This is a genomic window from Bacillus sp. FDAARGOS_235, assembly GCF_002073415.2.
GTDB lineage: Bacteria > Bacillota > Bacilli > Bacillales > Bacillaceae_G > Bacillus_A > Bacillus_A toyonensis.
The window spans coordinates 4424714-4447276 of the sequence record NZ_CP020437.2; the positions used below are offsets into that span (position 1 = coordinate 4424714).

Annotated in this window: 22 protein-coding genes; 21 read left to right on the top strand and 1 reads right to left on the bottom strand. The window is 37.1% G+C overall.

The window, feature by feature from the left end:
• The first annotated feature begins 88 nt into the window (after positions 1-88).
• From coaBC to spoVM, 12 genes are all read left to right on the top strand, one after another.
• Positions 89-1294 carry a bifunctional phosphopantothenoylcysteine decarboxylase/phosphopantothenate--cysteine ligase CoaBC gene (gene coaBC / locus A6J74_RS25245; protein ID WP_000911718.1) on the top strand — a complete coding sequence of 402 codons (1206 nt, stop codon included), beginning with the start codon at positions 89-91 and terminating at the stop codon, positions 1292-1294.
• On the top strand, positions 1291-3696 hold the full coding sequence (gene priA / locus A6J74_RS25250; RefSeq protein ID WP_000666740.1) for a primosomal protein N': 2406 nt from the start codon (positions 1291-1293) through the stop codon (positions 3694-3696). The genes coaBC and priA overlap by 4 nt, the downstream gene beginning before the upstream one ends.
• Before the next feature lie 11 nt (positions 3697-3707).
• Positions 3708-4178 (top strand): peptide deformylase, encoded by a 471-nt coding sequence (gene def, locus A6J74_RS25255; RefSeq protein WP_000279472.1) that lies wholly within the window; start codon positions 3708-3710, stop codon positions 4176-4178.
• A 23-nt stretch (positions 4179-4201) separates the two neighbouring features.
• The gene (gene fmt / locus A6J74_RS25260; RefSeq protein WP_000598797.1) at positions 4202-5146 is read left to right on the top strand and encodes a methionyl-tRNA formyltransferase; all 945 of its coding nucleotides are present in this window, start codon (positions 4202-4204) and stop codon (positions 5144-5146) included.
• On the top strand, positions 5143-6477 hold the full coding sequence (rsmB, locus tag A6J74_RS25265; RefSeq protein ID WP_001249655.1) for a 16S rRNA (cytosine(967)-C(5))-methyltransferase RsmB: 1335 nt from the start codon (positions 5143-5145) through the stop codon (positions 6475-6477). Before fmt ends, rsmB begins: the two co-directional genes overlap by 4 nt.
• A 4-nt stretch (positions 6478-6481) precedes the next feature.
• Positions 6482-7570, top strand: a complete 1089-nt coding sequence (rlmN, locus tag A6J74_RS25270) for a dual-specificity RNA methyltransferase RlmN (RefSeq protein ID WP_000450536.1) — start codon at positions 6482-6484, stop codon at positions 7568-7570.
• A gap of 4 nt (positions 7571-7574) precedes the next feature.
• Positions 7575-8327, top strand: coding sequence for a Stp1/IreP family PP2C-type Ser/Thr phosphatase (locus A6J74_RS25275; protein WP_000648690.1), 753 nt, complete (start codon positions 7575-7577; stop codon positions 8325-8327).
• 8 nt (positions 8328-8335) lie between these two features.
• On the top strand, positions 8336-10309 hold the full coding sequence (gene prkC / locus A6J74_RS25280; RefSeq protein ID WP_000904737.1) for a serine/threonine protein kinase PrkC: 1974 nt from the start codon (positions 8336-8338) through the stop codon (positions 10307-10309).
• 269 nt (positions 10310-10578) lie between these two features.
• Entirely contained in the window at positions 10579-11460 is an 882-nt protein-coding gene (gene rsgA / locus A6J74_RS25285; protein WP_001113946.1) for a ribosome small subunit-dependent GTPase A, read from the top strand.
• A 2-nt stretch (positions 11461-11462) separates the two neighbouring features.
• Positions 11463-12107 carry a ribulose-phosphate 3-epimerase gene (gene rpe / locus A6J74_RS25290; protein WP_000589965.1) on the top strand — a complete coding sequence of 215 codons (645 nt, stop codon included), beginning with the start codon at positions 11463-11465 and terminating at the stop codon, positions 12105-12107.
• Between the two features lie 100 nt (positions 12108-12207).
• Positions 12208-12888 (top strand): thiamine diphosphokinase, encoded by a 681-nt coding sequence (locus tag A6J74_RS25295; RefSeq protein ID WP_002048799.1) that lies wholly within the window; start codon positions 12208-12210, stop codon positions 12886-12888.
• A 66-nt stretch (positions 12889-12954) separates the two neighbouring features.
• The gene (gene spoVM, locus A6J74_RS25300; protein ID WP_001213599.1) at positions 12955-13035 is read left to right on the top strand and encodes a stage V sporulation protein SpoVM; all 81 of its coding nucleotides are present in this window, start codon (positions 12955-12957) and stop codon (positions 13033-13035) included.
• Positions 13036-13108: 73 nt separating this feature from the next.
• On the opposite strand, the gene rpmB is transcribed toward spoVM, so the two are convergent.
• Positions 13109-13297: a 50S ribosomal protein L28 gene (gene rpmB / locus A6J74_RS25305; RefSeq protein ID WP_000124776.1), complete on the bottom strand. Its 189-nt coding sequence runs from the start codon at positions 13295-13297 to the stop codon at positions 13109-13111.
• A 376-nt stretch (positions 13298-13673) separates the two neighbouring features.
• On the opposite strand from rpmB, the gene A6J74_RS25310 reads away from it, so the two are divergent.
• From A6J74_RS25310 to rncS, 9 genes are all read left to right on the top strand, one after another.
• Positions 13674-14036 (top strand): Asp23/Gls24 family envelope stress response protein, encoded by a 363-nt coding sequence (locus A6J74_RS25310; protein WP_000021109.1) that lies wholly within the window; start codon positions 13674-13676, stop codon positions 14034-14036.
• Between the two features lie 22 nt (positions 14037-14058).
• On the top strand, positions 14059-15735 hold the full coding sequence (locus A6J74_RS25315; RefSeq protein WP_000027120.1) for a DAK2 domain-containing protein: 1677 nt from the start codon (positions 14059-14061) through the stop codon (positions 15733-15735).
• 289 nt (positions 15736-16024) lie between these two features.
• Complete coding sequence (recG, locus tag A6J74_RS25320) at positions 16025-18073, top strand: ATP-dependent DNA helicase RecG (protein ID WP_001000818.1); 2049 nt, start codon at positions 16025-16027, stop codon at positions 18071-18073.
• A gap of 88 nt (positions 18074-18161) precedes the next feature.
• Positions 18162-18755: a transcription factor FapR gene (gene fapR / locus A6J74_RS25325; RefSeq protein ID WP_000747351.1), complete on the top strand. Its 594-nt coding sequence runs from the start codon at positions 18162-18164 to the stop codon at positions 18753-18755.
• Positions 18752-19744: a phosphate acyltransferase PlsX gene (plsX, locus tag A6J74_RS25330; protein ID WP_000684090.1), complete on the top strand. Its 993-nt coding sequence runs from the start codon at positions 18752-18754 to the stop codon at positions 19742-19744. The genes fapR and plsX overlap by 4 nt, the downstream gene beginning before the upstream one ends.
• 14 nt (positions 19745-19758) lie before the next feature.
• Entirely contained in the window at positions 19759-20703 is a 945-nt protein-coding gene (gene fabD / locus A6J74_RS25335; protein WP_000515916.1) for an ACP S-malonyltransferase, read from the top strand.
• The gene (gene fabG, locus A6J74_RS25340) at positions 20703-21443 is read left to right on the top strand and encodes a 3-oxoacyl-[acyl-carrier-protein] reductase (RefSeq protein WP_000911780.1); all 741 of its coding nucleotides are present in this window, start codon (positions 20703-20705) and stop codon (positions 21441-21443) included. The genes fabD and fabG overlap by 1 nt, the downstream gene beginning before the upstream one ends.
• 69 nt (positions 21444-21512) lie before the next feature.
• A complete protein-coding gene (gene acpP / locus A6J74_RS25345; RefSeq protein ID WP_000786062.1) occupies positions 21513-21746 on the top strand; it encodes an acyl carrier protein in 234 nt (77 codons plus the stop codon).
• A gap of 59 nt (positions 21747-21805) precedes the next feature.
• Complete coding sequence (gene rncS / locus A6J74_RS25350) at positions 21806-22543, top strand: ribonuclease III (protein WP_001146877.1); 738 nt, start codon at positions 21806-21808, stop codon at positions 22541-22543.
• Positions 22544-22563: the final 20 nt, after the last annotated feature.

Sequence of the window (22563 nt, forward strand, 5' to 3'; positions counted from 1 at the left end):
TTTTTACGATAGGATGAAATATTGGTACTGAAGAGCTGAGAAACCTGTTTCAGTATTATAAGTTTGAAAAAGAAAGAGGACGAGCCATATGCTAAAAGGGAAAAAGATACTCCTATGTGTAACAGGAGGCATTGCGGTCTTTAAAGCGGCTGCGTTAACTAGTAAATTGACACAAGCTGGTGCTATTGTAAAGGTGATCATGAGTGAGTCGGCAATAAAGTTTGTTACGCCTCTTACATTCCAAGCACTTTCTCGTCATGATGTATATACAGATACATTCGATGAGAAAGACTCAGCTGTTATTGCTCATATCGATTTAGCAGATTGGGCAGATGTAGTACTTGTTGCACCTGCTACAGCCAATTGTATCGGGAAGTTAGCTGGTGGTATTGCGGATGATATGATTACAACTACTTTGTTAGCTACTACAGCTCCAGTATGGATTGCACCTGCTATGAATGTGCATATGTACGAAAATAAAATTGTTCAAAAAAATATGATGACGTTAAAAACGTTAGGATATACATTTATTGAGCCTGGGGAAGGCTTTTTAGCGTGTGGTTATGTAGCGAAGGGAAGACTAGAGGAACCTGAAGCAATTATTGCGCGGTTAGAAGAAGCATTCACGGAACAAAAACCACTACAAGGTAAGAAAATGTTAATAACTGCTGGCCCGACGCGTGAAAAGATTGATCCAGTTCGTTTTATGACGAATTTTTCTTCTGGAAAAATGGGGTATGCGATTGCAGAAGTAGCAGCGAACTTAGGGGCTGATGTCATACTTGTTTCGGGGCCGACGGCATTAAATCCGCCACTACATGTAACAACGATACAAGTGGATTCAGCGCAGGGTATGTTAGAAGCAGTCCTTCAACATTATCAAAATGTAGATGTTGTCATCAAAACAGCAGCTGTTGCAGATTATCGCCCGAAATATGTTCATGATAATAAAATGAAAAAGCAGAATGGTGATGCTGTAATTGAATTAGAGAGAACGGTAGATATTTTAAAAACGCTAGGTGAGAAGAAGGGTAAACAGTTACTTATCGGTTTTGCTGCTGAAACGACAAACGTAGAGGAATACGCAACGAAAAAGTTACGTGAGAAAAATGCGAATATGATTGTTGCGAATGATGTAAAAGCGCAAGGAGCTGGATTTGGCACAGATACGAACATTGTAACAATGTATAGAAAAGATGGAAAAGTTATTGAGTTGCCACTTTTAACAAAGAAAGAGGTAGCTCGCGAAATATTAAAGCAAATTGAAATGATGTTAGAAGATGATCGTTTATGAAATTTGCAAGTGTAATTGTTGATGTACCTGCCCGTCAGACAGATAGACCGTTTGATTACATTATCCCTAGAAAATGGGAAGATATTGTACAGACAGGAATGCGTGTAGTAGTTCCATTTGGTCCAAGAAAATTGCAAGGTTTTATTATTGAGATTAAAGATTCGGTTGACGTGGAAAGTAAGAAATTAAAGACAATCCATGAAATATTAGATGTAACACCGGTTTTAAATGATGAATTATTAAAGCTTGGATATTGGCTTACAAGTGAAACGTTATGTTATATGATTTCAGCATTTCAAGTCATGCTTCCGACAGCGATAAAAGCAACGTATAAAAAGCGTCTACAACTTCGTAAACAAGAAGAAGTAGCACCTGCAATACTGTATTTATTTCAGGATAAGGAAGCAATCGATTGGGAAGTTATTGAGGCGCAGCCACATTTATACCGCGCTATTCAACAAGAAATTAAAAATGGTACGATGGAAGTCGTATATCAAGTGAAAGATAAAGTGCAGAAGAAGAAACAAAGAGTCGTTCAGCCAGAGTTGCCGGAAGATAAATTAGAATTAGCTGCATTTGAATTGAAAAGTAAAAAACAACAAGATGTACTCTATTATTTTGTGGAAAATTATAAAAGTGTACCGTTGAAATTGTTAACAGAAGAGCTACAAATAACAGATGCTCCAATAAAATCACTTGTTAAAAAGGGGCTAATCTCAGAAAAATATGTGGAAGTATACCGGAATCCGTATGACGATGATGATTTTGAACAAACGAAACCATTTCCACTTACAGAGGAACAAAAGCAAGTTATTACACCTATTTTATCATCAATTACAAATGAAACTTACAATCCATTTTTACTATATGGTGTTACAGGAAGCGGAAAGACAGAAGTATATTTACAATCTATAGCAGCGGTGCTGAAGAAGGAAAAAGAAGCTATTGTACTCGTTCCTGAAATTGCGCTAACGCCTCAAATGGTAGATCGTTTTAAAGGTAGATTTGGCTCGCAAGTAGCGGTTCTTCATAGTGCACTGTCTGTTGGTGAAAAATATGATGAATGGCGTAAAATTTTAAGAAAAGAAGTGAAAGTGGTAGTTGGTGCCCGTTCAGCTATTTTTGCTCCTTTTGAAAATTTAGGGATTATTATTATTGATGAAGAGCATGAATCGAGTTATAAGCAAGAAGATAACCCGAAGTATCATGCAAGAGATGTAGCGGTGTGGAGAGGGCAATATCATAAATGTCCAATCGTTCTTGGAAGTGCAACGCCTACACTTGAATCATTTGCAAGAGCGACAAAAGGTGTTTATGAACTATTAACGATGGAAAAACGTATGAACGAACAAGCTTTACCAACAGTAGAAATTGTTGACATGCGTGAAGAACTTCGCGACGGGAATCGATCAATGTTTTCGAAGGCGTTGCATGAAAAAATAGCAGATCGACTAGAAAAGAAAGAACAAATGGTTCTCTTTTTAAATAGGAGAGGTCATTCAACATTTGTGATGTGTCGTGATTGCGGGTATGTTGTACAATGTCCACATTGTGATATTTCGCTGACGTATCATAAAATGAACCATCGTTTAAAATGTCATTATTGCAGTTATGAGGAGAATATGCCAACTGCGTGTCCAGCTTGTCAAAGTACATATATTCGTTTCTTTGGTACAGGCACACAAAAAGTAGAAGAAGAAATTACAAAACTATTTCCAGAAGCGCGAGTCATTCGAATGGACGTAGATACGACAAGTCGCAAAGGAATGCATGAGAAGTTATTAAAGGCATTTGGTGAAGAGAAAGCAGATATATTACTCGGGACACAAATGATCGCCAAAGGACTTGATTTTCCGAAAGTAACGCTCGTTGGTGTTTTAACTGCAGATACGATGCTTCACTTACCTGATTTTCGGGCGAGTGAAAAAACATATCAATTATTGACGCAAGTAAGTGGACGGGCAGGTAGACATGAATTGCCAGGGGAAGTTGTAATTCAAACGTATACGCCAGAACATTATAGTATAGAGTTAGCAAAGAACCAGCAATATGATGTGTTTTTTGACCAAGAAATGCAAATGAGACGAACAAGACAATATCCACCTTATTACTATGTTGTACTTGTAACGGTATCTCATCCAGAATTATTAAAGGCAGTGCAAGTGACGGAAAAAATTGTCGGTCATTTACGAATGCATTGTTCGCAGCAAACGATGGTGTTAGGGCCAGTTGCTTCAGCAATTCCAAGGATAAAAGATAGATATCGTTACCAATGCATGATAAAATACAAACGGGAACCAAACTTAAAGAACGTGCTCAAAATGGTAAATGAACATTATCAAGCAGAAATGCAAAAAGAGCTACAAATCTCAATTGATTTTAATCCAACAATGTTAATGTAGCGGAGGGAAATATGGCAGTTTTAGAAATAGTAAAGCATCCAAATGAAGTGTTAGAAACACCATGTGAAAGAGTAATTAACTTTGATAAAAAGTTAGTGAAATTGTTGAAAGATATGCATGAAACAATGTTAATGGCGGACGGAGTCGGTTTAGCTGCACCTCAAGTAGGGGTAAGCTTGCAAGTAGCAGTTGTTGATGTCGATGATGATACTGGGAAAATCGAGTTAATCAATCCATCAATATTAGAAAAACGTGGTGAACAAGTAGGTCCCGAAGGCTGTTTAAGCTTCCCGGGACTTTATGGTGAAGTGGAACGTGCAGATTATATTAAAGTAAGAGCACAGAATCGCCGAGGTAAAGTGTTTTTATTAGAAGCGGAAGGATTTTTAGCGCGTGCAATTCAACATGAAATCGATCATTTACACGGTGTTCTATTTACATCGAAAGTGACAAGATATTATGAAGAAAACGAATTAGAATAGGTGTTAAAAGGAGCGGTTTTTAAATGATTAAAGTAGTATTTATGGGAACACCGGACTTTTCAGTGCCGGTGCTTCGTCGTCTTATCGAAGATGGCTATGATGTAGTAGGTGTTGTGACGCAACCAGATCGTCCGGTAGGTAGAAAAAAAGTATTAACACCTACACCTGTTAAAGTTGAAGCGGAGAAACATGGTATTCCGGTGTTACAACCACTGAAAATTCGTGAAAAAGACGAATATGAAAAAGTATTAGCATTAGAGGCGGATTTAATTGTAACAGCTGCGTTCGGTCAGATTGTACCAAACGAAATTTTAGAAGCGCCAAAGTACGGATGTATTAATGTCCATGCCTCTTTACTTCCAGAACTACGCGGTGGTGCACCGATTCATTATGCAATTATGGAAGGTAAAGAAAAAACAGGAATTACAATTATGTATATGGTAGAAAAATTAGACGCTGGTGATATTTTAACGCAAGTAGAAGTGGAAATTGAAGAGCGTGAAACGACGGGCTCGTTATTTGATAAGTTAAGTGAAGCCGGTGCACATCTTCTATCTAAAACAGTACCTTTATTAATTCAAGGTAAGTTAGAACCGATTAAACAAAATGAAGATGAAGTGACATTCGCATATAATATAAAACGTGAGCAAGAGAAAATTGATTGGACAAAAACAGGTGAAGAAGTATACAATCACATTCGCGGATTGAACCCATGGCCAGTTGCATATACGACTTTAGCAGAACAAGTTGTTAAAGTATGGTGGGGAGAGAAAGTTTCTCTAGAAGCGAAAGCTGAACCAGGTACAATAGTTGGTCTTGAAGAAGATGGATTTGTTGTTGCAACAGGGAATGAAATAGGTGTTAAAATTACTGAATTGCAACCGTCGGGTAAAAAGCGTATGAGTTGTTCACAATTTTTACGTGGGACAAAACCTGAAATTGGCACGAAGTTAGGAGAAAATGCATGAGACAAAATGTTCGTGAATTAGCTCTTGATGGTTTAATTCAAGTAGAAAAAAGTGGTGCATATAGTAACTTACTTTTAAATAATCTAATTGAAAAAAATGCAATTGATAGAAAAGATATTGGTTTATTAACTGAAATTGTATATGGAACGATTCAACGTCGTGACACATTAGATTATTATTTACAGCCTTTTTTAAAAAAGAAGGTTGAGGCGTGGGTAAGAGTATTGCTTCGCTTATCTTTATATCAAATGATATATTTGGACCGAGTGCCAGAAAGAGCGGCTATTCATGAAGCGGTTGAAATAGCAAAGCGTCGTGGGCATAAAGGGATTTCAGGCATGGTGAACGGAGTATTGCGTTCAATTCAGCGAGAAGGTGTACCTTCATTAGATGAAATCAAAGATCCAGTGGAACGTCTTGCAATTGCAACGAGTCACCCAGTTTGGTTAGTACAAGATTGGGCATCTGAATATGGTTTAGAGACAGCAGAGAAAATGTGTGAAGTAAACATGTTACCACCAGTACCTACAGCACGTGTGAACGTTGATAAAGTAACGGTAGAAGAAGCAATTGAGTTGTTGGCAAGTGAAGGAATAGAAGCAAAGTCTGGCGATTTGTCAGATGATGCAATTCAAATTGAAAGAGGGAATGTAGCGCATACAGAAGCGTTTAAAAAAGGGTTCCTTTCTATTCAAGATGAAAGCTCTATGCTTGTTGCACGTGCTTTAGACCCGAATGAGGGAGAGACAGTTCTTGATAGTTGTGCTGCTCCTGGTGGTAAAACTACGCATATAGCTGAGCGTTTAAAGGGAACTGGTAAAGTAATGTCTCTTGATTTACACGCGCATAAAGTGCGTTTAATTAAACAACAAGCAGAGCGACTTGGTCTAGAAAATATAGAAACAAAAGCGTTAGATGCTAGAAAAGTGCAAGAGCACTTTGCAAATGAAACTTTTGATAAAATATTAGTAGATGCACCATGTTCTGGATTTGGGGTAATTAGACGTAAACCTGATATTAAGTTAGGAAAAGATAAAGGCGATAGTGAAAGATTATCGACGATTCAACTTGCGATATTAGAAAAGATAGCACCATTATTAAAACAAGGCGGTCGTCTTGTTTATAGTACGTGCACAATTGAGAAAATAGAAAATGAACAAGTAATAGATAAATTTTTAAAAGAACATCCTGAATTTGAATGGGATACTACGATAAAAGAACGTATGCCAGAAAAATTAAGTCCGTATATTAATGAAGGTCAAGTACAAATTTTACCGCATTATTTTGCAACGGATGGCTTTTATATTGCTTGTTTAAGGAAGAAGGTGTAGCATCATGGAAACGACTGTAAAAAAACAAAAGAAAAATGTAGAAACGAAAAAACCATCAATTTACTCTTTACAACTTCATGAAATGCAAGATTGGTTAAAGGAACAAGGAGAACCGAAGTTCCGTGCTGGACAAATTTTTGACTGGCTATATAAAAAACGTGTAAAAAATTATGAGGATATGTCAAACCTTTCTAAAGGATTGCGTGATAAATTGTCGAATTCCTTTGATATTACTACTTTAAACACGTTAGTAAAACAAACGTCTTCGGATGGAACGATTAAATTCTTATTCCAGTTATATGATGGATACTCTATTGAAACGGTATTAATGCGACATGAATACGGAAATTCTATTTGTGTAACAACACAAGTTGGTTGTCGTATTGGCTGTACGTTCTGTGCTTCTACACTTGGCGGGTTAAAACGAAACCTAGAAGCTGGAGAAATTGTAGCGCAAGTAGTAGAAGTGCAACGCGCGCTTGATGAAACGGAAGAACGTGTAAGTTCTCTTGTTGTTATGGGAATTGGAGAACCATTTGATAACTATGATAATTTAATGGGATTTTTACGCATCACTAACCATGAAAAAGGACTTCATATTGGTGCAAGACATATGACAGTTTCGACGAGTGGTATTATTCCGAAAATTTACAAGTTTGCTGAAGAAGAGTTACAAATTAATTTTGCGATTTCATTGCATGCTCCAAATTCAGAATTACGTTCAAAATTAATGCCGATTAACCGTGCTTATAAGCTACCTGATTTAATGGAAGCTATTAAATACTATGTAAATAGAACAGGGCGTCGTATTACATTTGAATATGGACTATTTGGAGGAGAAAATGACCAAGTTGAGCACGCTGAAGAACTTGCTGCGCTCTTAAAAGGTGTAAAGTGTCATGTGAACTTAATTCCGGTTAACTACGTACCAGAACGTGATTACGTACGAACACCACGTGAGCAAATTTTCTTATTTGAAAAAACGCTTAAAGATCGTGGAGTGAATGTAACAATTCGCCGTGAACAAGGTCACGATATTGATGCTGCCTGCGGTCAGTTGCGTGCGAAGGAGCGCAAAGAAGAGACGAGGTGACGAGATGAAAGCCGTGTTTCTATCGGATAAAGGGAAAGTTCGTCAACATAATGAAGATAGTGCAGGAGTTTTTCACAATTTAGATGGAAATATTTTAGCGGTAGTAGCAGATGGAATGGGAGGTCATCGAGCTGGCGATGTAGCTAGTTCGATGGCCATTCAATTATTCCATGATTATTGGAAGCAAACGCATAATATGAATGAGCCTAAAAAAGTAGAAGAGTGGTTACATACTAGTGTTGGAATTATTAATGAACGCATTTTTGAATATTCTAAACAACACGTAGAGTGTGATGGTATGGGAACAACGATTATCATAGCAATTTGTACGCCTAATTTTGTAACAATAGGTCATATAGGAGATAGTCGTTGTTATATGGTATCAGAGGGAGTAATGTCGCTCGTAACGGAAGATCATTCACTTGTAAATGAACTTGTGAGACATGGTGAAATTTCAAAGGAAGATGCAGAATACCACCCGAAAAAAAATGTTTTGTTAAGAGCGCTAGGAACAGAAGAAAAAGTCGGATTAGATGTTAAAACATTGGTACTTGAAGAAGATGATCAATTGCTTCTTTGCTCTGATGGATTGTCTAATAAAGTCCCTATGACTGATATGCAACAAATTTTACAGTTAAATGAACAGCTCGAAGCTAAGGTGCAAAGTCTCATTCAATTGGCGAATGATCGTGGTGGAGAGGATAATATTACTCTTGTTCTTATTGATTATGCGGATTCGACAAACGAAAGTAGGTGAAGTGCAACGTGCTGATTGGAAAACGCTTAAATGACCGTTATAAGCTGCTAAAAATGATTGGCGGTGGAGGGATGGCCAATGTATATTTAGCTCATGATGACATACTCGGCCGAGATGTAGCGGTGAAAATATTAAGACTCGACTATTCCAATAACGAAGAGTTTATTAAACGTTTCCATCGAGAAGCGCAATCTGTTACAACGTTGTCGCATCCAAATATTGTGAATATGTATGATGTTGGAGAAGAAGATGGTATATATTATCTTGTAATGGAGTATGTACCTGGACAAACATTAAAGCAATACATAATTGAGCAAGGGATGTTACCTATAGGGGAAGCTCTTGATATTATGGAGCAATTAACATCCGCCATGGCACACGCTCATCATTTTGAAATTGTGCATCGTGATATAAAACCGCACAATATTTTAATTCGAGCTGATGGAGTAGTAAAAGTAACAGATTTTGGAATTGCGACAGCTACAAGTGCAACAACTATTACACATACAAATTCAGTACTTGGTTCGGTGCATTATTTATCACCAGAACAAGCGCGCGGCGGGATAGCAAATAAACAATCAGATATTTATTCGCTTGGTATTGTTATGTTCGAATTGTTAACAGGAAGACAACCGTTTTCTGGTGAATCTGCTGTTGCAATAGCTTTAAAACATTTACAAAGTGAAATACCGTCTCCAAGAAGATGGAATGAAAATATTCCGCAAAGTGTTGAGAATATTATATTAAAGGCAACTGCTAAAGATCCGTTCCATCGATACCAATCTGCTAATGCGATGAAACGAGATATTGAAACGGCTTTATATCCAGAACGAATTAATGAACAGCCATTTTACATACCAGAAGATATGGAAGCGACGAAAGCGATTCCAATTATCCAACAAGAACAATTATTTGAAAATGTAACTGATGAAACGATTGTTTTAAGTGGAAGTAAAGTGGATGAACCAAAAAGAAAAGAACATACTGAATTAGATAAGAAGAAAAAACGAAGTAATAAATGGATTAAGGTTTTAATTACGACATTTTTACTTTTAGCAATTGGAATAACATTAGCTCTTACTGTTATTCCGGGATTCTTTATTCCGAAAGATGTAAAAGTTCCTGATGTGGCTGGTATGAAATATACGACAGCTGTAAATAAGTTGGTAGAAAAAGGTTTTGAAGTGACAGAACCTAATATTGTATATATAGATGATGTGGAAGCTGGAGATGTAATAAAAACTGATCCTGTAGCAGGAAGAGTAGTGAAGGAAAGTTCTAAAATTACTATCTATCAATCAGGTGGAAAAAAGAAAAGTAAGATGAAGGATTTTACAGGTCAAAACTTTGAGAGTGTAAAACCCGAGTTAGAAGAAAGATATAAACAGGTTACTGAAAATTATATTGAAAATGATAAACCAAAAGGTGAAATTGTAGAACAAATACCGACACCTGATCAAATGGTTGTAGAGGCGGAGCAAGAACTGAAAGTTTGGATAAGTAAAGGTCCTTATCAAAATAGACCAGGTGATTTTTCAAGATGGACTGAAAATAGTGCAACTGGTGATTTGAATGAGAGAAAATTAACTCCAGATATAAAACGAGAGTATTCAGATACGGTTGATAAAGGTCTTGTAATTTCGCAATCGCCAAAACCAGGAACTCCGTTAAAAGAAGGAGATAAAGTGACACTTATCATCTCGAATGGCCCTAAGCCGAAAGTAACAAAAACAGTGAAGGTGGATAACATTTCTATCCCATATGAGTCTTCTATAATAGGTGAGAAAAAACCGCAAACAATAGAAATTTATAAAGAAGATATGCAACAAAAGATGGATAGACCAATTGAAACTAGAACGATTTCAGAGTCGGCAACAATTTCTTTAGAATTTGTAATTCAAGAAGGCTCAAAGGGTCACTATAAAATCGTACGGGATGGAGTAACGATTATCGATAAGGAAGTACCATATCCAACTCAATAATAGTGAATTCCATTTTCTTTTTATAGAGAATGGAATGCATTACCCTTGCCTGTTATGCTGTCTACAAGGTGGACTGTATAACAGGCAAAAATATATGATTCAAAAAGCTATACAAGTGATATTGTTGTAAAAAATATTTCGAATTGATGGTAGAGATTAAATATATGAACCTGGTTATATATTGGTGGGTTTTAAAATAATTGTTTAAAGAACTCTAGTCTATTCGTTTTAATTACAGCTTCACTTTATACAAAATAAAGGAGAATTATATGCCAGAAGGAAAAATTGTAAAAGCTTTAAGTGGATTTTATTATGTACAACATGAAGAAGGGGTTACACAATGTCGTGGGCGTGGTGTATTTAGAAAAAATAAAATTACACCACTTGTAGGAGACCAAGTCGTTTTTCAAGCAGATAACCCAACGGAAGGCTACGTGCTTGAAGTATTTGATCGAAAAAATGAACTTGTTAGGCCTCCTATTGCTAATGTGGATCAAGCAATCCTTGTTTTCTCTGCAGTAGAACCAGATTTTAATCCTGGACTGTTAGATCGATTTTTAGTGCTGATTGAATATCATAACATTAAGCCGATTATTTGTATTAGTAAGATGGATTTAGTGGATGAAAAGATGCGAGAAACCGTTGAAGCTTATGCAAATGATTATCGTGAAATGGGTTATGATGTATTATTTACTTCTATAAATACATCGGAAAGTATTGCTATTTTAAAACCATTTTTAGAAGGTTGTGTTTCTGTCGTTGCTGGCCAATCAGGTGTTGGGAAATCTTCGATGCTTAACGTATTACGTCCGGATTTAGAACTAAAAACAAATGATATTTCCTCACATTTAGGACGCGGAAAACATACGACAAGACACGTGGAATTAATTGCAGTTGGAAGTGGACTTGTTGCGGATACACCTGGTTTTAGTTCACTTGATTTCATAGATATAGAGGTAGAAGATCTTACATATTGTTTTCCTGAGTTGAAAGAAGCGAGCCAATACTGTAAATTTAGAGGGTGTACACATCTTTCTGAACCGAAATGTGCGGTGAAAGCTGCGGTTGAAGAAGGAAAGATTACAGAATATCGTTATAAGAATTACCAACAATTCGTAGAAGAAATTAGAGAGAGAAAGCCGAGGTATTAGTTATGATTAAAATTGCACCATCGATCTTATCAGCAGATTTTTCAAAATTAGGGGAAGAAATTAAAGATGTAGAAAAAGGCGGAGCTGATTACATTCATGTCGATGTAATGGACGGGCATTTTGTACCGAATATTACGATTGGGCCATTAATTGTAGAAGCGATCCGTCCGATTACATCATTACCGTTAGATGTGCATTTAATGATTGAAAATCCTGATAACTATATCCCAACTTTCGCGAAAGCGGGAGCGGATATTATTACTGTTCATGTAGAGGCGTGTCCTCATTTACATCGTACAATTCAGTTAATTAAATCTCATGGCATTAAAGCAGGGGTTGTATTAAATCCACATACGCCAGTTTCGGTGATTGAGCATGTGTTAGAAGATATAGATATGGTATTACTTATGACGGTGAATCCTGGATTTGGTGGACAGAAATTTATCCATTCTGTATTACCGAAAATTAAACAAGTTGCAGAAATGGTTAAAGAGCGAAATCTAGAAGTCGAAATTGAAGTTGATGGTGGTGTCAACGCTGAAACGGCAAGACTTTGTGTTGAAGCAGGAGCAAATGTACTTGTAGCTGGATCAGCGGTATACAATCAAAAAGACCGCGGTGAAGCGATCCGTATCATTCGTGGATAATGAATGAACAGATCCCTATCCTAGTGAAGTTTCGGGTTTAGTAAGACTTCACTATTTAGAAAGGATAGAGCGAAAAATATGTAAAAAGGCAATCTACCGAATGGCAGATTGCCTTTTTACAATAGAAGGGGAAGGAAAAATGATTATTCATATTTTAGCAGGAGGCCCTGCAGAATATTGCGCAGATTTTTCTCGATATGAAAATGAAGAAATAGTGTGGGCGGCGGTTGATAGAGGAGTGTACCATTTACTAAAAAGAGGGATTACTCCATCTGTTGCGTTCGGAGATTACGATTCAGTAACTGAAGAAGAATTAGTATGGATGGGACAGCAAACAGATGAATTACATATTGTTCCACGAGAAAAAGATCAAACGGATTTAGAGATTGCAATTAGTTGGGCTTTAGAACAGAAACCCAAATTAATTCGTATTTTTGGTGCAACTGGTGGGCGGTTGGATCATGGTTTAGCAAATATACAGATGCTTTTAAAGGGTTTAGAAGCAAAAGTGGAAATGTGTATTGTGGATAATAAAAATGAAATAATGGTGAAAAAAGTTGGTACATATACAATTGGAATAAATAAAAATTTCCCCTATGTATCATTTGTGCCAGTTACTGAAAGTGTAGAAGGTATTACACTACAAGGATTTAAGTACCCTCTTACTAATAAAACGATAGAGTGGGGATCGACACTTTGTATTAGTAATGAACTCATTGAGGAAAAAGGTACTTTTTCATTCGCATCTGGCATATTAATGATGATAAGAAGCACTGATTGAAGAAACAATTTTGCTCCTTGCATCATATAGTGGGCAAGTGGAGTAAAGGGGATTAGGAGGGAAACCATGAGATTTTATACAATTAAGTTACCTAAATTTCTTGGTGGAATTGTTCGTGCGATGTTAAACACCTTCAAAAAAGACTAAAAAAAGCACCGATAATAGGTGCTTTTTCCATTGGTATAGTAAAAAAAGAGCCTAGCGGCTCTTTTTTTTATTATTAAACACGTTCGATTTTGCCAGATTTTAATGCTCTAGCAGAAACGTAAACACGTTGAACTTTACCGTCGATGCGTACGCGAACTTTTTGAAGGTTAGCGCCCCATTTACGTTTTGTAGCGTTCATTGCGTGAGAACGAGAGTTACCAGAACGAGCTTTTCTTCCAGTGATAGCACAAACACGAGCCATTTATATTTCCCTCCCTTGACACCTTACCATACGTAATTTTTCAATGTTAGTCTTTTTTGCGATGCTAAAAACACTACTATAATTTAACACAACTAAAAAGAGAATGCAACACTGTAGAAAAAAGAAATCAAGAAAAATTACTTGACACTATATGTAAGTGAAGAAAAGTTGAAATCAAGAAAATTTGCTTGACATATTATAGTGGTACATGTTGTATAATAACAATGGACTATTTTGCTCATCATAGAAAAGTGTAGTATAAAACATAAAATATGAGAGTGAAAAGAAAGAACGATGGAATTTTCTTTGAAAAGATTATATGATAGTAACTAAAGTAGTCTAGCTCACTTTCACCATTTATGAAGGGGGAAACGAGATGTCAATTGAAATTAAAACGAAGTACGGACAAATTGATATTAGTACAGATGTAATTGCAACAATTGCTGGAGGTGCCGCGGTAGATTGCTACGGTATCGTAGGTATGGCATCAAAAAATCAGTTAAAAGATGGATTAACAGACATTTTACGAAAAGAAAACTTCACTAGAGGTGTTATTGTTCGTAAAGATGAAGATGAAGTACATATTGATATGTATATTATTGTGAGCTATGGTACGAAAATTTCAGAAGTAGCACATAACGTGCAGACGAAAGTGAAATATACATTAGATCAAACTGTAGGACTAGCAGTAGATTCTGTAAACATCTACGTACAAGGAGTTAAAGTAATAAACTTGTAATGTGCATTAAGGAGGAAAATCTGTGTCAATTCAAAAAATTGATGGGAAACGTTTATCACAAATGATCATGCAAGGAGCGAATAATTTAACAAATAATGTTCAGCTTGTTGATGCATTAAACGTATTTCCAGTTCCAGATGGCGATACCGGTACAAACATGAACTTATCAATGACTTCAGGCGCACGTGAAGTGAAAGCAAATCCTTCACAGCACGCTGGTAAAGTCGGTGTAAGTTTAGCCAAAGGATTATTAATGGGAGCTCGTGGTAACTCTGGTGTTATTTTATCTCAGTTATTCCGTGGTTTTTCAAAATCCATTGAACAAAAAGAAGAATTAACAACAGTTGATTTTGCTGCAGCTTTAGATGCTGGGGTAGAAGCGGCTTACAAAGCGGTTATGAAACCGATTGAAGGAACGATTTTAACGGTTGCAAGAGAAACGGGTAAATATGCAGTGACAGTTGCGAAAAAACAGCGCGACTTTGTTTTGTTTATGGAAGACGTTGTGAAAGAAGCCAATGCATCGTTAAATCGTACGCCAGATTTATTACCTGTATTAAAGCAAGTTGGCGTTGTAGATAGCGGTGGTAAAGGTCTTGTTGTTGTATATGAAGGATTTTTAGCTGACTTAAAAGGAGAAACAATTTCTTCTGATGTGTCTGCCCAACCATCTATGAATGACATGGTACGCGCAGAACATCACCGTAGTGTACAAAGCCAATTGAGTACAGAAGATATAAAGTATGGATATTGCACGGAATTCATGGTGAAATTAGAGCCTGAAAAAATGAAGGAACATAATTTCTCTGAACAAAAATTCCGTGAAGATATTAGTGTATACGGAGATTCACTACTTGTTGTATCAGATGATGAGGTTGTTAAGGTTCATATTCATGCGGAACATCCTGGAGATCCTATGAATTATGGGCAACGCTATGGTAGTTTAATTAAGATTAAAGTAGAAAATATGCGTGAACAGCATACCGCTTTATTAGATGAACCTACTATGGTTCCTGAGCAAACAACTCAATCGAAAGAAAAACAACCATATGGTATCGTAACTGTAGCTATGGGATCTGGTATTAAAACTTTATTTGAGAGCATTGGTGCAACGAAAGTAATCGAAGGTGGCCAAACGATGAATCCGAGTACGGAGGATATTGTGAAGGCGATTGAAGAGGCGAATGCTGAAAAAATCATCATCTTACCAAATAACGGAAACATCGTGATGGCAGCAGAACAAGCAGCGTCAGTTGTTGATCAAGAAGTTATTGTTATTCGTTCAAAAACAGTTCCTCAAGGTATGGCTGCAATGTTAGCATTTAATCCAGTTGGAACGTTAGAAGAAAATGAAGAAAACATGAAAGAAGCTTTATCTCATGTGAAAACGGGTCAAATTACGTATGCTGTTCGTGATACGGAAATTGACGGTGTAGCAATTCAAAAAGACGATTTCATGTGCATTGCGGATGGAAAAATCGTATCAACAAATGCTGAAAAAGTAGGAGCTGCAAAGCAATTATTAGAAACATTGATTGATGAAGAGTCTGAAATCGTAACGATTCTACAAGGTGAAGATGCAACTGATGAAGAAGTAGCTGAGTTAGTTGCATTTGTAGAAGAGAAATTTGAAGATGCTGAAGTAGAAGTGCATGCTGGGAATCAACCAGTGTATTCTTTCATCTTCTCTGTAGAATAAAAAAGATTCGTTTTGAAAATAAATGGATCACTTACTTGCTAATGGATCAGAAGTAGTAATGTGAACGTTATTACTAGTTTTTATTCAAAAGGCTAGCATATGGAATAAAGAAAAGAGCCTTGCTGCTAATAGTGAGGCTCTTTTTTACTTGTTGTGTATAAGGGATTTGAGTAGTTTCTCTTAGAATGCCTATGATAGAATATATAAGGTGAAAGATAGCGATTGCAGATGTTAATTGATACTCAAATAGAGTGTAACAAAGAAAATAATGTGACGGAGTGTGAGAATCTTGAATGACGTTGTACAAGTTCCTGTTACAGATGTAAAGGGAATCGGAGGAGAAACATCTGAATTACTACACGAGATGGGAATTTATACAGTTTCTCATCTATTAGAGCATTTTCCGTACCGTTATGAAGATTATGCGATGAAAGATCTTGCTGAAGTAAAGCATGATGAGCGTGTAACAGTTGAAGGGAAAGTTCATAGTGCTCCGTTACTACAATACTATGGTAAGAAAAAATCACGTCTTACAGTTCGTGTTCTCGTCGGTCGTTATTTAATTACGGCTGTATGTTTTAATAGACCTTACTATAAGCAAAAGTTAAATTTGGATGAAACGGTAACGATTACTGGTAAATGGGATCAACATCGTCAAACAATTGCTGTATCAGAGCTTCATTTTGGATCGGTTGTTCGTCAACAAGAAGTAGAGCCTGTATATTCAGTGAAAGGAAAGCTTACAGTAAAACAGATGCGCCGTTTTATTGCACAAGCGCTAAAGGAGTATGGAGATTCTATAGTCGAAGTGCTACCAGATGGTTTGTTAAATCGGTATAAATTATTACCACGTTATGAAGCACTCAGGGCGTTGCATTTTCCGGTAGGGCAAGAAGATTTAAAGCAAGCTCGTCGCCGTTTTGTATATGAGGAGTTTTTCTTATTTCAGCTAAAAATGCAAACACTAAGGAAAATGGAGAGAGAAAATTCAAAAGGTACGAAGAAGGAAATCCCGTCAACAGAATTACAAGAATTTATCGATGCACTTCCGTTTCCGTTAACTGGTGCACAGCGCCGGGTTGTAGATGAAATTTTAAAGGATATGACATCTCCTTATCGGATGAACAGGCTGTTGCAAGGTGACGTTGGTTCTGGGAAAACAGTTGTTGCTGCGATTGGTCTCTATGCCGCAAAATTAGCTCATTATCAAGGTGCTTTAATGGTTCCTACAGAAATTTTAGCCGAACAACATTATCAGTCGCTTGCGGAGACGTTTTCTCGTTTCGGTATGACGGTTGAACTGTTAACGAGTTCTGTTAAGGGTGCGAGACGTCGGGAAATTTTGGCGAGATTAGAGCAGGGAGAAGTAGATATCCTTGTTGGGACGCACGCTTTAATTCAAGATGAAGTTATATTTCATAGGTTAGGTCTCGTTATTACCGATGAACAGCATCGATTTGGTGTAGCGCAGCGCCGGGTTTTACGTGAGAAAGGTGAAAGTCCAGATGTATTGTTTATGACGGCAACCCCAATTCCGCGAACGTTAGCTATTACGGCATTTGGAGAGATGGACGTTTCTATTATCGATGAAATGCCAGCTGGTAGAAAGGTAATCGAAACGTATTGGGCAAAACATGATATGTTAGACCGTGTTCTCGGCTTTGTGGAGAAAGAGATAAAAAAAGGAAGACAGGCATATGTTATTTGTCCTCTTATTGAAGAGTCTGAGAAACTTGATGTACAAAATGCTATCGATTTACATAGTATGCTGACTCATCATTATCAAGGTAAGTGTCAAGTTGGATTAATGCATGGGAGACTATCATCTCAAGAAAAAGAAGAGATAATGGGACAGTTTAGTGAAAATAAAGTGCAAATTCTTGTTTCGACAACAGTTGTTGAAGTAGGTGTGAATGTACCAAATGCGACTGTTATGGTTATTTATGACGCGGAGCGTTTCGGTTTATCGCAGCTTCATCAGCTCAGGGGGCGTGTTGGGCGTGGTAGTGAACAATCATATTGCTTATTAATTGCAGACCCGAAATCAGAAACAGGAAAAGAAAGAATGCGTATTATGACTGAAACAAATGATGGATTTGTATTGTCAGAAAAAGATTTAGAGTTACGAGGTCCTGGGGATTTCTTTGGAAGTAAGCAAAGTGGTCTACCAGAATTTAAGGTTGCTGATATGGTACATGATTATCGGGCGTTAGAAACAGCGAGACAAGATGCGGCGATACTAGTTGATTCAGAAGCGTTTTGGCATAATGATCAGTATGCTTCGTTGCGTACTTATCTTGACGGAACAGGTGTGTTCCAGGGAGAGAAGCTCGATTAAAAGTAGTCTGCAAAAGTTTTTGTTGCATTCTACTTTTAATGATTATATACTACTGTTAGTACCTAGTCATAAAAATGGATGGTGCGGTATGAAAAAGAGAAGAAGTAAAAAAGAAAGACAAGAATTATTACAACAAACAATAGAAACGAATCCTTTTATAACGGATGAAGATTTAGCAGAAAAATTTCAAGTGAGCATACAGACTGTTCGTCTGGATCGTATGGAGTTATCTATTCCTGAATTGAGAGAACGAATTAAGCATGTGGCTACAAAACAACATGAAGAAGATGTGAAATCTTTACCGTTAGAAGAGGTTGTCGGAGAAATTATCGATATAGAATTAGATAGACATGCGATATCTATCTTTGAAGTAAAGGTAGAACATGTATTTAAAAGAAATCAAATTGCTCGTGGGCATCATTTGTTTGCGCAAGCAAACTCACTAGCTGTTGCAGTTATTGATGAAGAATTAGCTTTAACTGCAAAGTCTACCATTCGATACATTCGTCCTGTAAAATTAGGAGAACGTGTAGTTGCAAAAGCGCGCGTTGAAGATGTAGAGAATGATAAAGGACGGACGGTTGTCAAAGTGCGTAGCTTTGTTGGAGAAGAACTTGTTTTTACAGGCACTTTTGAAATGTATCGATCTAGTAATAATAGTGAGGAAGGTAACAACTTATGAAAATCGCAATAGATGCAATGGGCGGAGATCACGCTCCAAAGGCTGTAGTATTAGGAGCAATGAAAGCTATTAAGGAATATTCAGATTTACATATTACGTTAGTAGGGAAAGAAGCAGAAATCCGTCAATACTTAACGAGTGAAGAGCGAATTACTATCCTTCATACAGACGAAAAAATTGAATCGACAGATGAGCCAGTAAGGGCGGTTCGTCGAAAAAAACAAGCTTCAATGGTACTAGCAGCGCAGCAAGTGAAAGATGGTATTGCAGATGCTTGTATATCAGCAGGTAGTACAGGGGCTTTAATGGCAGCAGGATTATTTGTTGTCGGTCGTATGGAAGGAATTGAACGACCAGCTTTATCACCGACAATGCCAACTGTTGATGGAGAAGGTTTTGTTATGTTAGATGTTGGAGCAAACGTTGATGCAAAACCAGTTCATTTATATCAATATGCAGTGATGGGTTCTGTTTACGCAGAGAAGGTAAGAGGAATTAAAAACCCTCGTGTTGGACTTTTAAATGTTGGAACAGAGGATGGAAAAGGAAACGAGCTTTCAAAACAGGTCTTTGCTATGCTCAAAGATGCACCAATTAATTTTGTTGGAAACGTTGAATCAAGAGATTTATTGCAAGGTGTAGCAGATGTTGTTGTGTGTGATGGTTTTACAGGGAACGTAGCTCTAAAATCACTAGAAGGAACCGCGCTTGCGCTATTCTCTATGTTAAAAGAGCAATTAATGAGTTCGTTTACGAGCAAATTAGCAGCAGCGGTATTAAAACCAAAACTTATGGTATTAAAAGATAAAATGGATTATTCGGAGTATGGAGGAGCGGCATTGTTTGGATTGAAAGCTCCTGTCATTAAGGCTCACGGTTCTTCAAATGACCAATCGATATTTAGTGCGATTCGTCAAACGAGAGAAATGGTAGCGAAAGAAGTAATTCCTACAATTTCAAGTGTAATGGAGAAGGAGCCGCTTCAATAAGAGGAGGATTTGAAATGGGAAAAATAGCATTTCTTTTTCCGGGCCAAGGTTCACAGGCAGTTGGAATGGGTAGACAGTTAGCGGAGAATAATAACGAGGTTGCGAAAGTGTTTGCGAAAGCAGATGAGGTGTTGCACGATTCACTTTCAGAGGTGATTTTTGAAGGGCCGCAGGAAAAGCTTACATTAACGACAAATGCACAACCTGCATTATTAACAACGAGTTTTGCTATTTTGACAGCTTTGAAAGAGTATGACATTACACCTGATTTTGTAGCAGGACATAGTTTAGGTGAATATAGCGCTCTTGTGGCAGCTGGTGCTATAACTTTTGAAGATGCTGTATATGCTGTAAGAAAACGTGGCGAATATATGGAAGAAGCCGTTCCTGGTGGGGAAGGGGCAATGGCAGCTATTTTAGGTGCTGATCCAGATATGCTGAAACGAGTTACAGAAGAAGTAACAAGTGAAGGGTATGCAGTACAGATTGCAAACATGAATAGTACGAAGCAAATTGTAATTTCTGGAACAAATCAAGGGGTAGAACTTGCTTCTCAAAGAGCGAAAGAAAATGGTGCTAAAAGAGCAATTTCGCTTAAAGTAAGTGGACCATTTCATTCCTCTCTTATGAAGCCAGCTGCTGAGAAGTTTCAAAGTGTGTTAGATGAAATTACAATTCAGGATACGAATATTCCTGTTATAGCAAATGTTACAGCAGATGTTATTACACGTGGTGCAGATATTCAAGAGAAGCTAATTGAACAACTGTATTCACCTGTATTATGGTACCCATCTATTGAAACTATGGTGAAACAAGGTGTGGATATATTTATTGAAATTGGACCTGGAAAAGTACTTGCTGGGCTTATGAAGTCGATTGATTCATCAGTGAAAGCATATGCCATATATGATGAAGCGACATTAAAAGATACCATTTCAAATTTGAGAGGAGAAAACTGATGTTAAAAGGGAAAGTAGCATTAGTAACTGGTGCTTCACGTGGAATTGGTCGCGCGATTGCAATCGATTTAGCGAAACAAGGGGCAAATGTAGTAGTAAATTATGCTGGTAATGAACAAAAGGCGAATGAAGTAGTAGATGAAATCAAGAAATTAGGTTCAGATGCAATTGCGGTAAGAGCAGATGTTGCAAATGCTGAAGATGTTACAAATATGGTGAAACAAACAGTAGATACATTTGGACAAGTCGATATTCTTGTAAATAACGCTGGCGTAACAAAAGATAATTTATTAATGCGTATGAAAGAAGAAGAATGGGATACAGTTATTAATACAAACTTAAAAGGTGTATTCTTATGTACAAAAGCAGTATCTCGTTATATGATGCGCCAACGTCATGGTAGAATAATAAATATTGCTTCTGTTGTTGGTGTTGTAGGAAATCCAGGGCAGGCTAATTATGTTGCTGCTAAAGCTGGTGTAATTGGATTAACAAAAACATCAGCAAAAGAATTAGCAAGTCGAAATATAACTGTTAATGCAATTGCTCCTGGATTTATTGCAACTGATATGACGGACGTATTAGATGAAAATATAAAAGGTGAAATGTTAAAAGTTATTCCGGCTGCACAGTTTGGTGAAGCGCAAGATATCGCGAATGCTGTAACGTTTTTTGCTTCGGATCAAAGCAAATATGTTACAGGACAAACGTTAAATGTTGATGGCGGAATGGTAATGTAATAAAAGAATCGATTTCATCTAGTTTTTTTGGACAATATTTAATATAATATTTGAGGGGAGGTGAATGGAATGGCAGATGTTTTAGAGCGTGTAACAAAAATCATCGTTGATCGTTTAGGTGTAGAAGAAACTGAAGTAGTACCAGCTGCAAGCTTTAAAGAAGATTTAGGCGCAGACTCCCTAGATGTAGTAGAACTTGTAATGCAATTAGAAGATGAATTCGAAATGGAAATTTCTGATGAAGATGCTGAAAAGATTGCTACTGTTGGCGATGCTGTGACTTACATAGAGAGTCATCTATAATGCTTAAGTGAAGTCCCGTTATTTAGCGGGGCTTTCTCGGCTTATATCTGGAGGGACCTATGCCGTACCGAAAATATAGAGAAAAAAAATACGAAACAAAATATCGTGAAGCGTTTAAAGTGTTTCAAGAAAAGATAGGTATTACGTTTACAGATGAAAAATTATTGACTCAAGCATTTACGCATTCATCGTATGTGAATGAGCATCGAAAAAAACCGCATGAAGACAATGAGCGTCTCGAATTTCTTGGAGATGCAGTATTGGAACTTACTGTATCGCAGTATCTGTTTCAAAAATATCCGACAATGAGCGAAGGAGAGTTAACAAAACTACGTGCAGCTATTGTATGTGAGCCATCTCTTGTTCGTTTTGCAAATGAGCTGTCATTTGGAAGCCTTGTTTTATTAGGGAAAGGTGAAGAAATGACAGGTGGACGTGAACGACCAGCTTTATTAGCGGATGTCTTTGAAGCGTTTATTGGTGCCCTTTATCTTGATCAAGGGCTAGAAACAGTTTGGGGATTCTTAAAAGAAATTGTGTATCCGAAAATTAATGAAGGTGCTTTTTCTCATGTGATGGATTATAAGAGTCAATTGCAAGAATTGATCCAGCGTGATGGTAGTGGCAACATTGAGTATCAAATTTTGCAAGAAAAAGGACCAGCCCATAATCGAGAATTTGTGTCACGTGTTACATTAAATAATGTAGCGTTAGGTCTTGGTAGTGGTAAGTCGAAAAAAGAAGCAGAGCAACAAGCTGCTGCAGAAGCATTGAAAAAATTAAAAGAACAACTATAAGGAATCCCCCTTTGAATAGG

Bases quoted from the DNA above. Each gene is read 5' to 3' on its own strand.
- priA (WP_000666740.1), top strand. From the start codon at position 1,291: ATGAAATTTGCAAGTGTAATTGTTGATGTACCTGCCCGTCAGACAGAT.
- rpmB (WP_000124776.1), bottom strand. From the start codon at position 13,297: ATGGCTCGTGTTTGTGCTATCACTGGAAGAAAAGCTCGTTCTGGTAAC.
- fabG (WP_000911780.1), top strand. From the start codon at position 20,703: ATGTTAAAAGGGAAAGTAGCATTAGTAACTGGTGCTTCACGTGGAATT.
- rncS (WP_001146877.1), top strand. From the start codon at position 21,806: ATGCCGTACCGAAAATATAGAGAAAAAAAATACGAAACAAAATATCGT.
- rsmB (WP_001249655.1), top strand. From the start codon at position 5,143: ATGAGACAAAATGTTCGTGAATTAGCTCTTGATGGTTTAATTCAAGTA.
- fmt (WP_000598797.1), top strand. From the start codon at position 4,202: ATGATTAAAGTAGTATTTATGGGAACACCGGACTTTTCAGTGCCGGTG.
- plsX (WP_000684090.1), top strand. From the start codon at position 18,752: ATGAAAATCGCAATAGATGCAATGGGCGGAGATCACGCTCCAAAGGCT.
- fabD (WP_000515916.1), top strand. From the start codon at position 19,759: ATGGGAAAAATAGCATTTCTTTTTCCGGGCCAAGGTTCACAGGCAGTT.
- fapR (WP_000747351.1), top strand. From the start codon at position 18,162: ATGAAAAAGAGAAGAAGTAAAAAAGAAAGACAAGAATTATTACAACAA.
- rsgA (WP_001113946.1), top strand. From the start codon at position 10,579: ATGCCAGAAGGAAAAATTGTAAAAGCTTTAAGTGGATTTTATTATGTA.
- def (WP_000279472.1), top strand. From the start codon at position 3,708: ATGGCAGTTTTAGAAATAGTAAAGCATCCAAATGAAGTGTTAGAAACA.
- A6J74_RS25310 (WP_000021109.1), top strand. From the start codon at position 13,674: ATGTCAATTGAAATTAAAACGAAGTACGGACAAATTGATATTAGTACA.
- coaBC (WP_000911718.1), top strand. From the start codon at position 89: ATGCTAAAAGGGAAAAAGATACTCCTATGTGTAACAGGAGGCATTGCG.
- A6J74_RS25295 (WP_002048799.1), top strand. From the start codon at position 12,208: ATGGCAGATTGCCTTTTTACAATAGAAGGGGAAGGAAAAATGATTATT.
- rlmN (WP_000450536.1), top strand. From the start codon at position 6,482: ATGGAAACGACTGTAAAAAAACAAAAGAAAAATGTAGAAACGAAAAAA.
- acpP (WP_000786062.1), top strand. From the start codon at position 21,513: ATGGCAGATGTTTTAGAGCGTGTAACAAAAATCATCGTTGATCGTTTA.
- rpe (WP_000589965.1), top strand. From the start codon at position 11,463: ATGATTAAAATTGCACCATCGATCTTATCAGCAGATTTTTCAAAATTA.
- spoVM (WP_001213599.1), top strand. From the start codon at position 12,955: ATGAGATTTTATACAATTAAGTTACCTAAATTTCTTGGTGGAATTGTT.
- A6J74_RS25275 (WP_000648690.1), top strand. From the start codon at position 7,575: ATGAAAGCCGTGTTTCTATCGGATAAAGGGAAAGTTCGTCAACATAAT.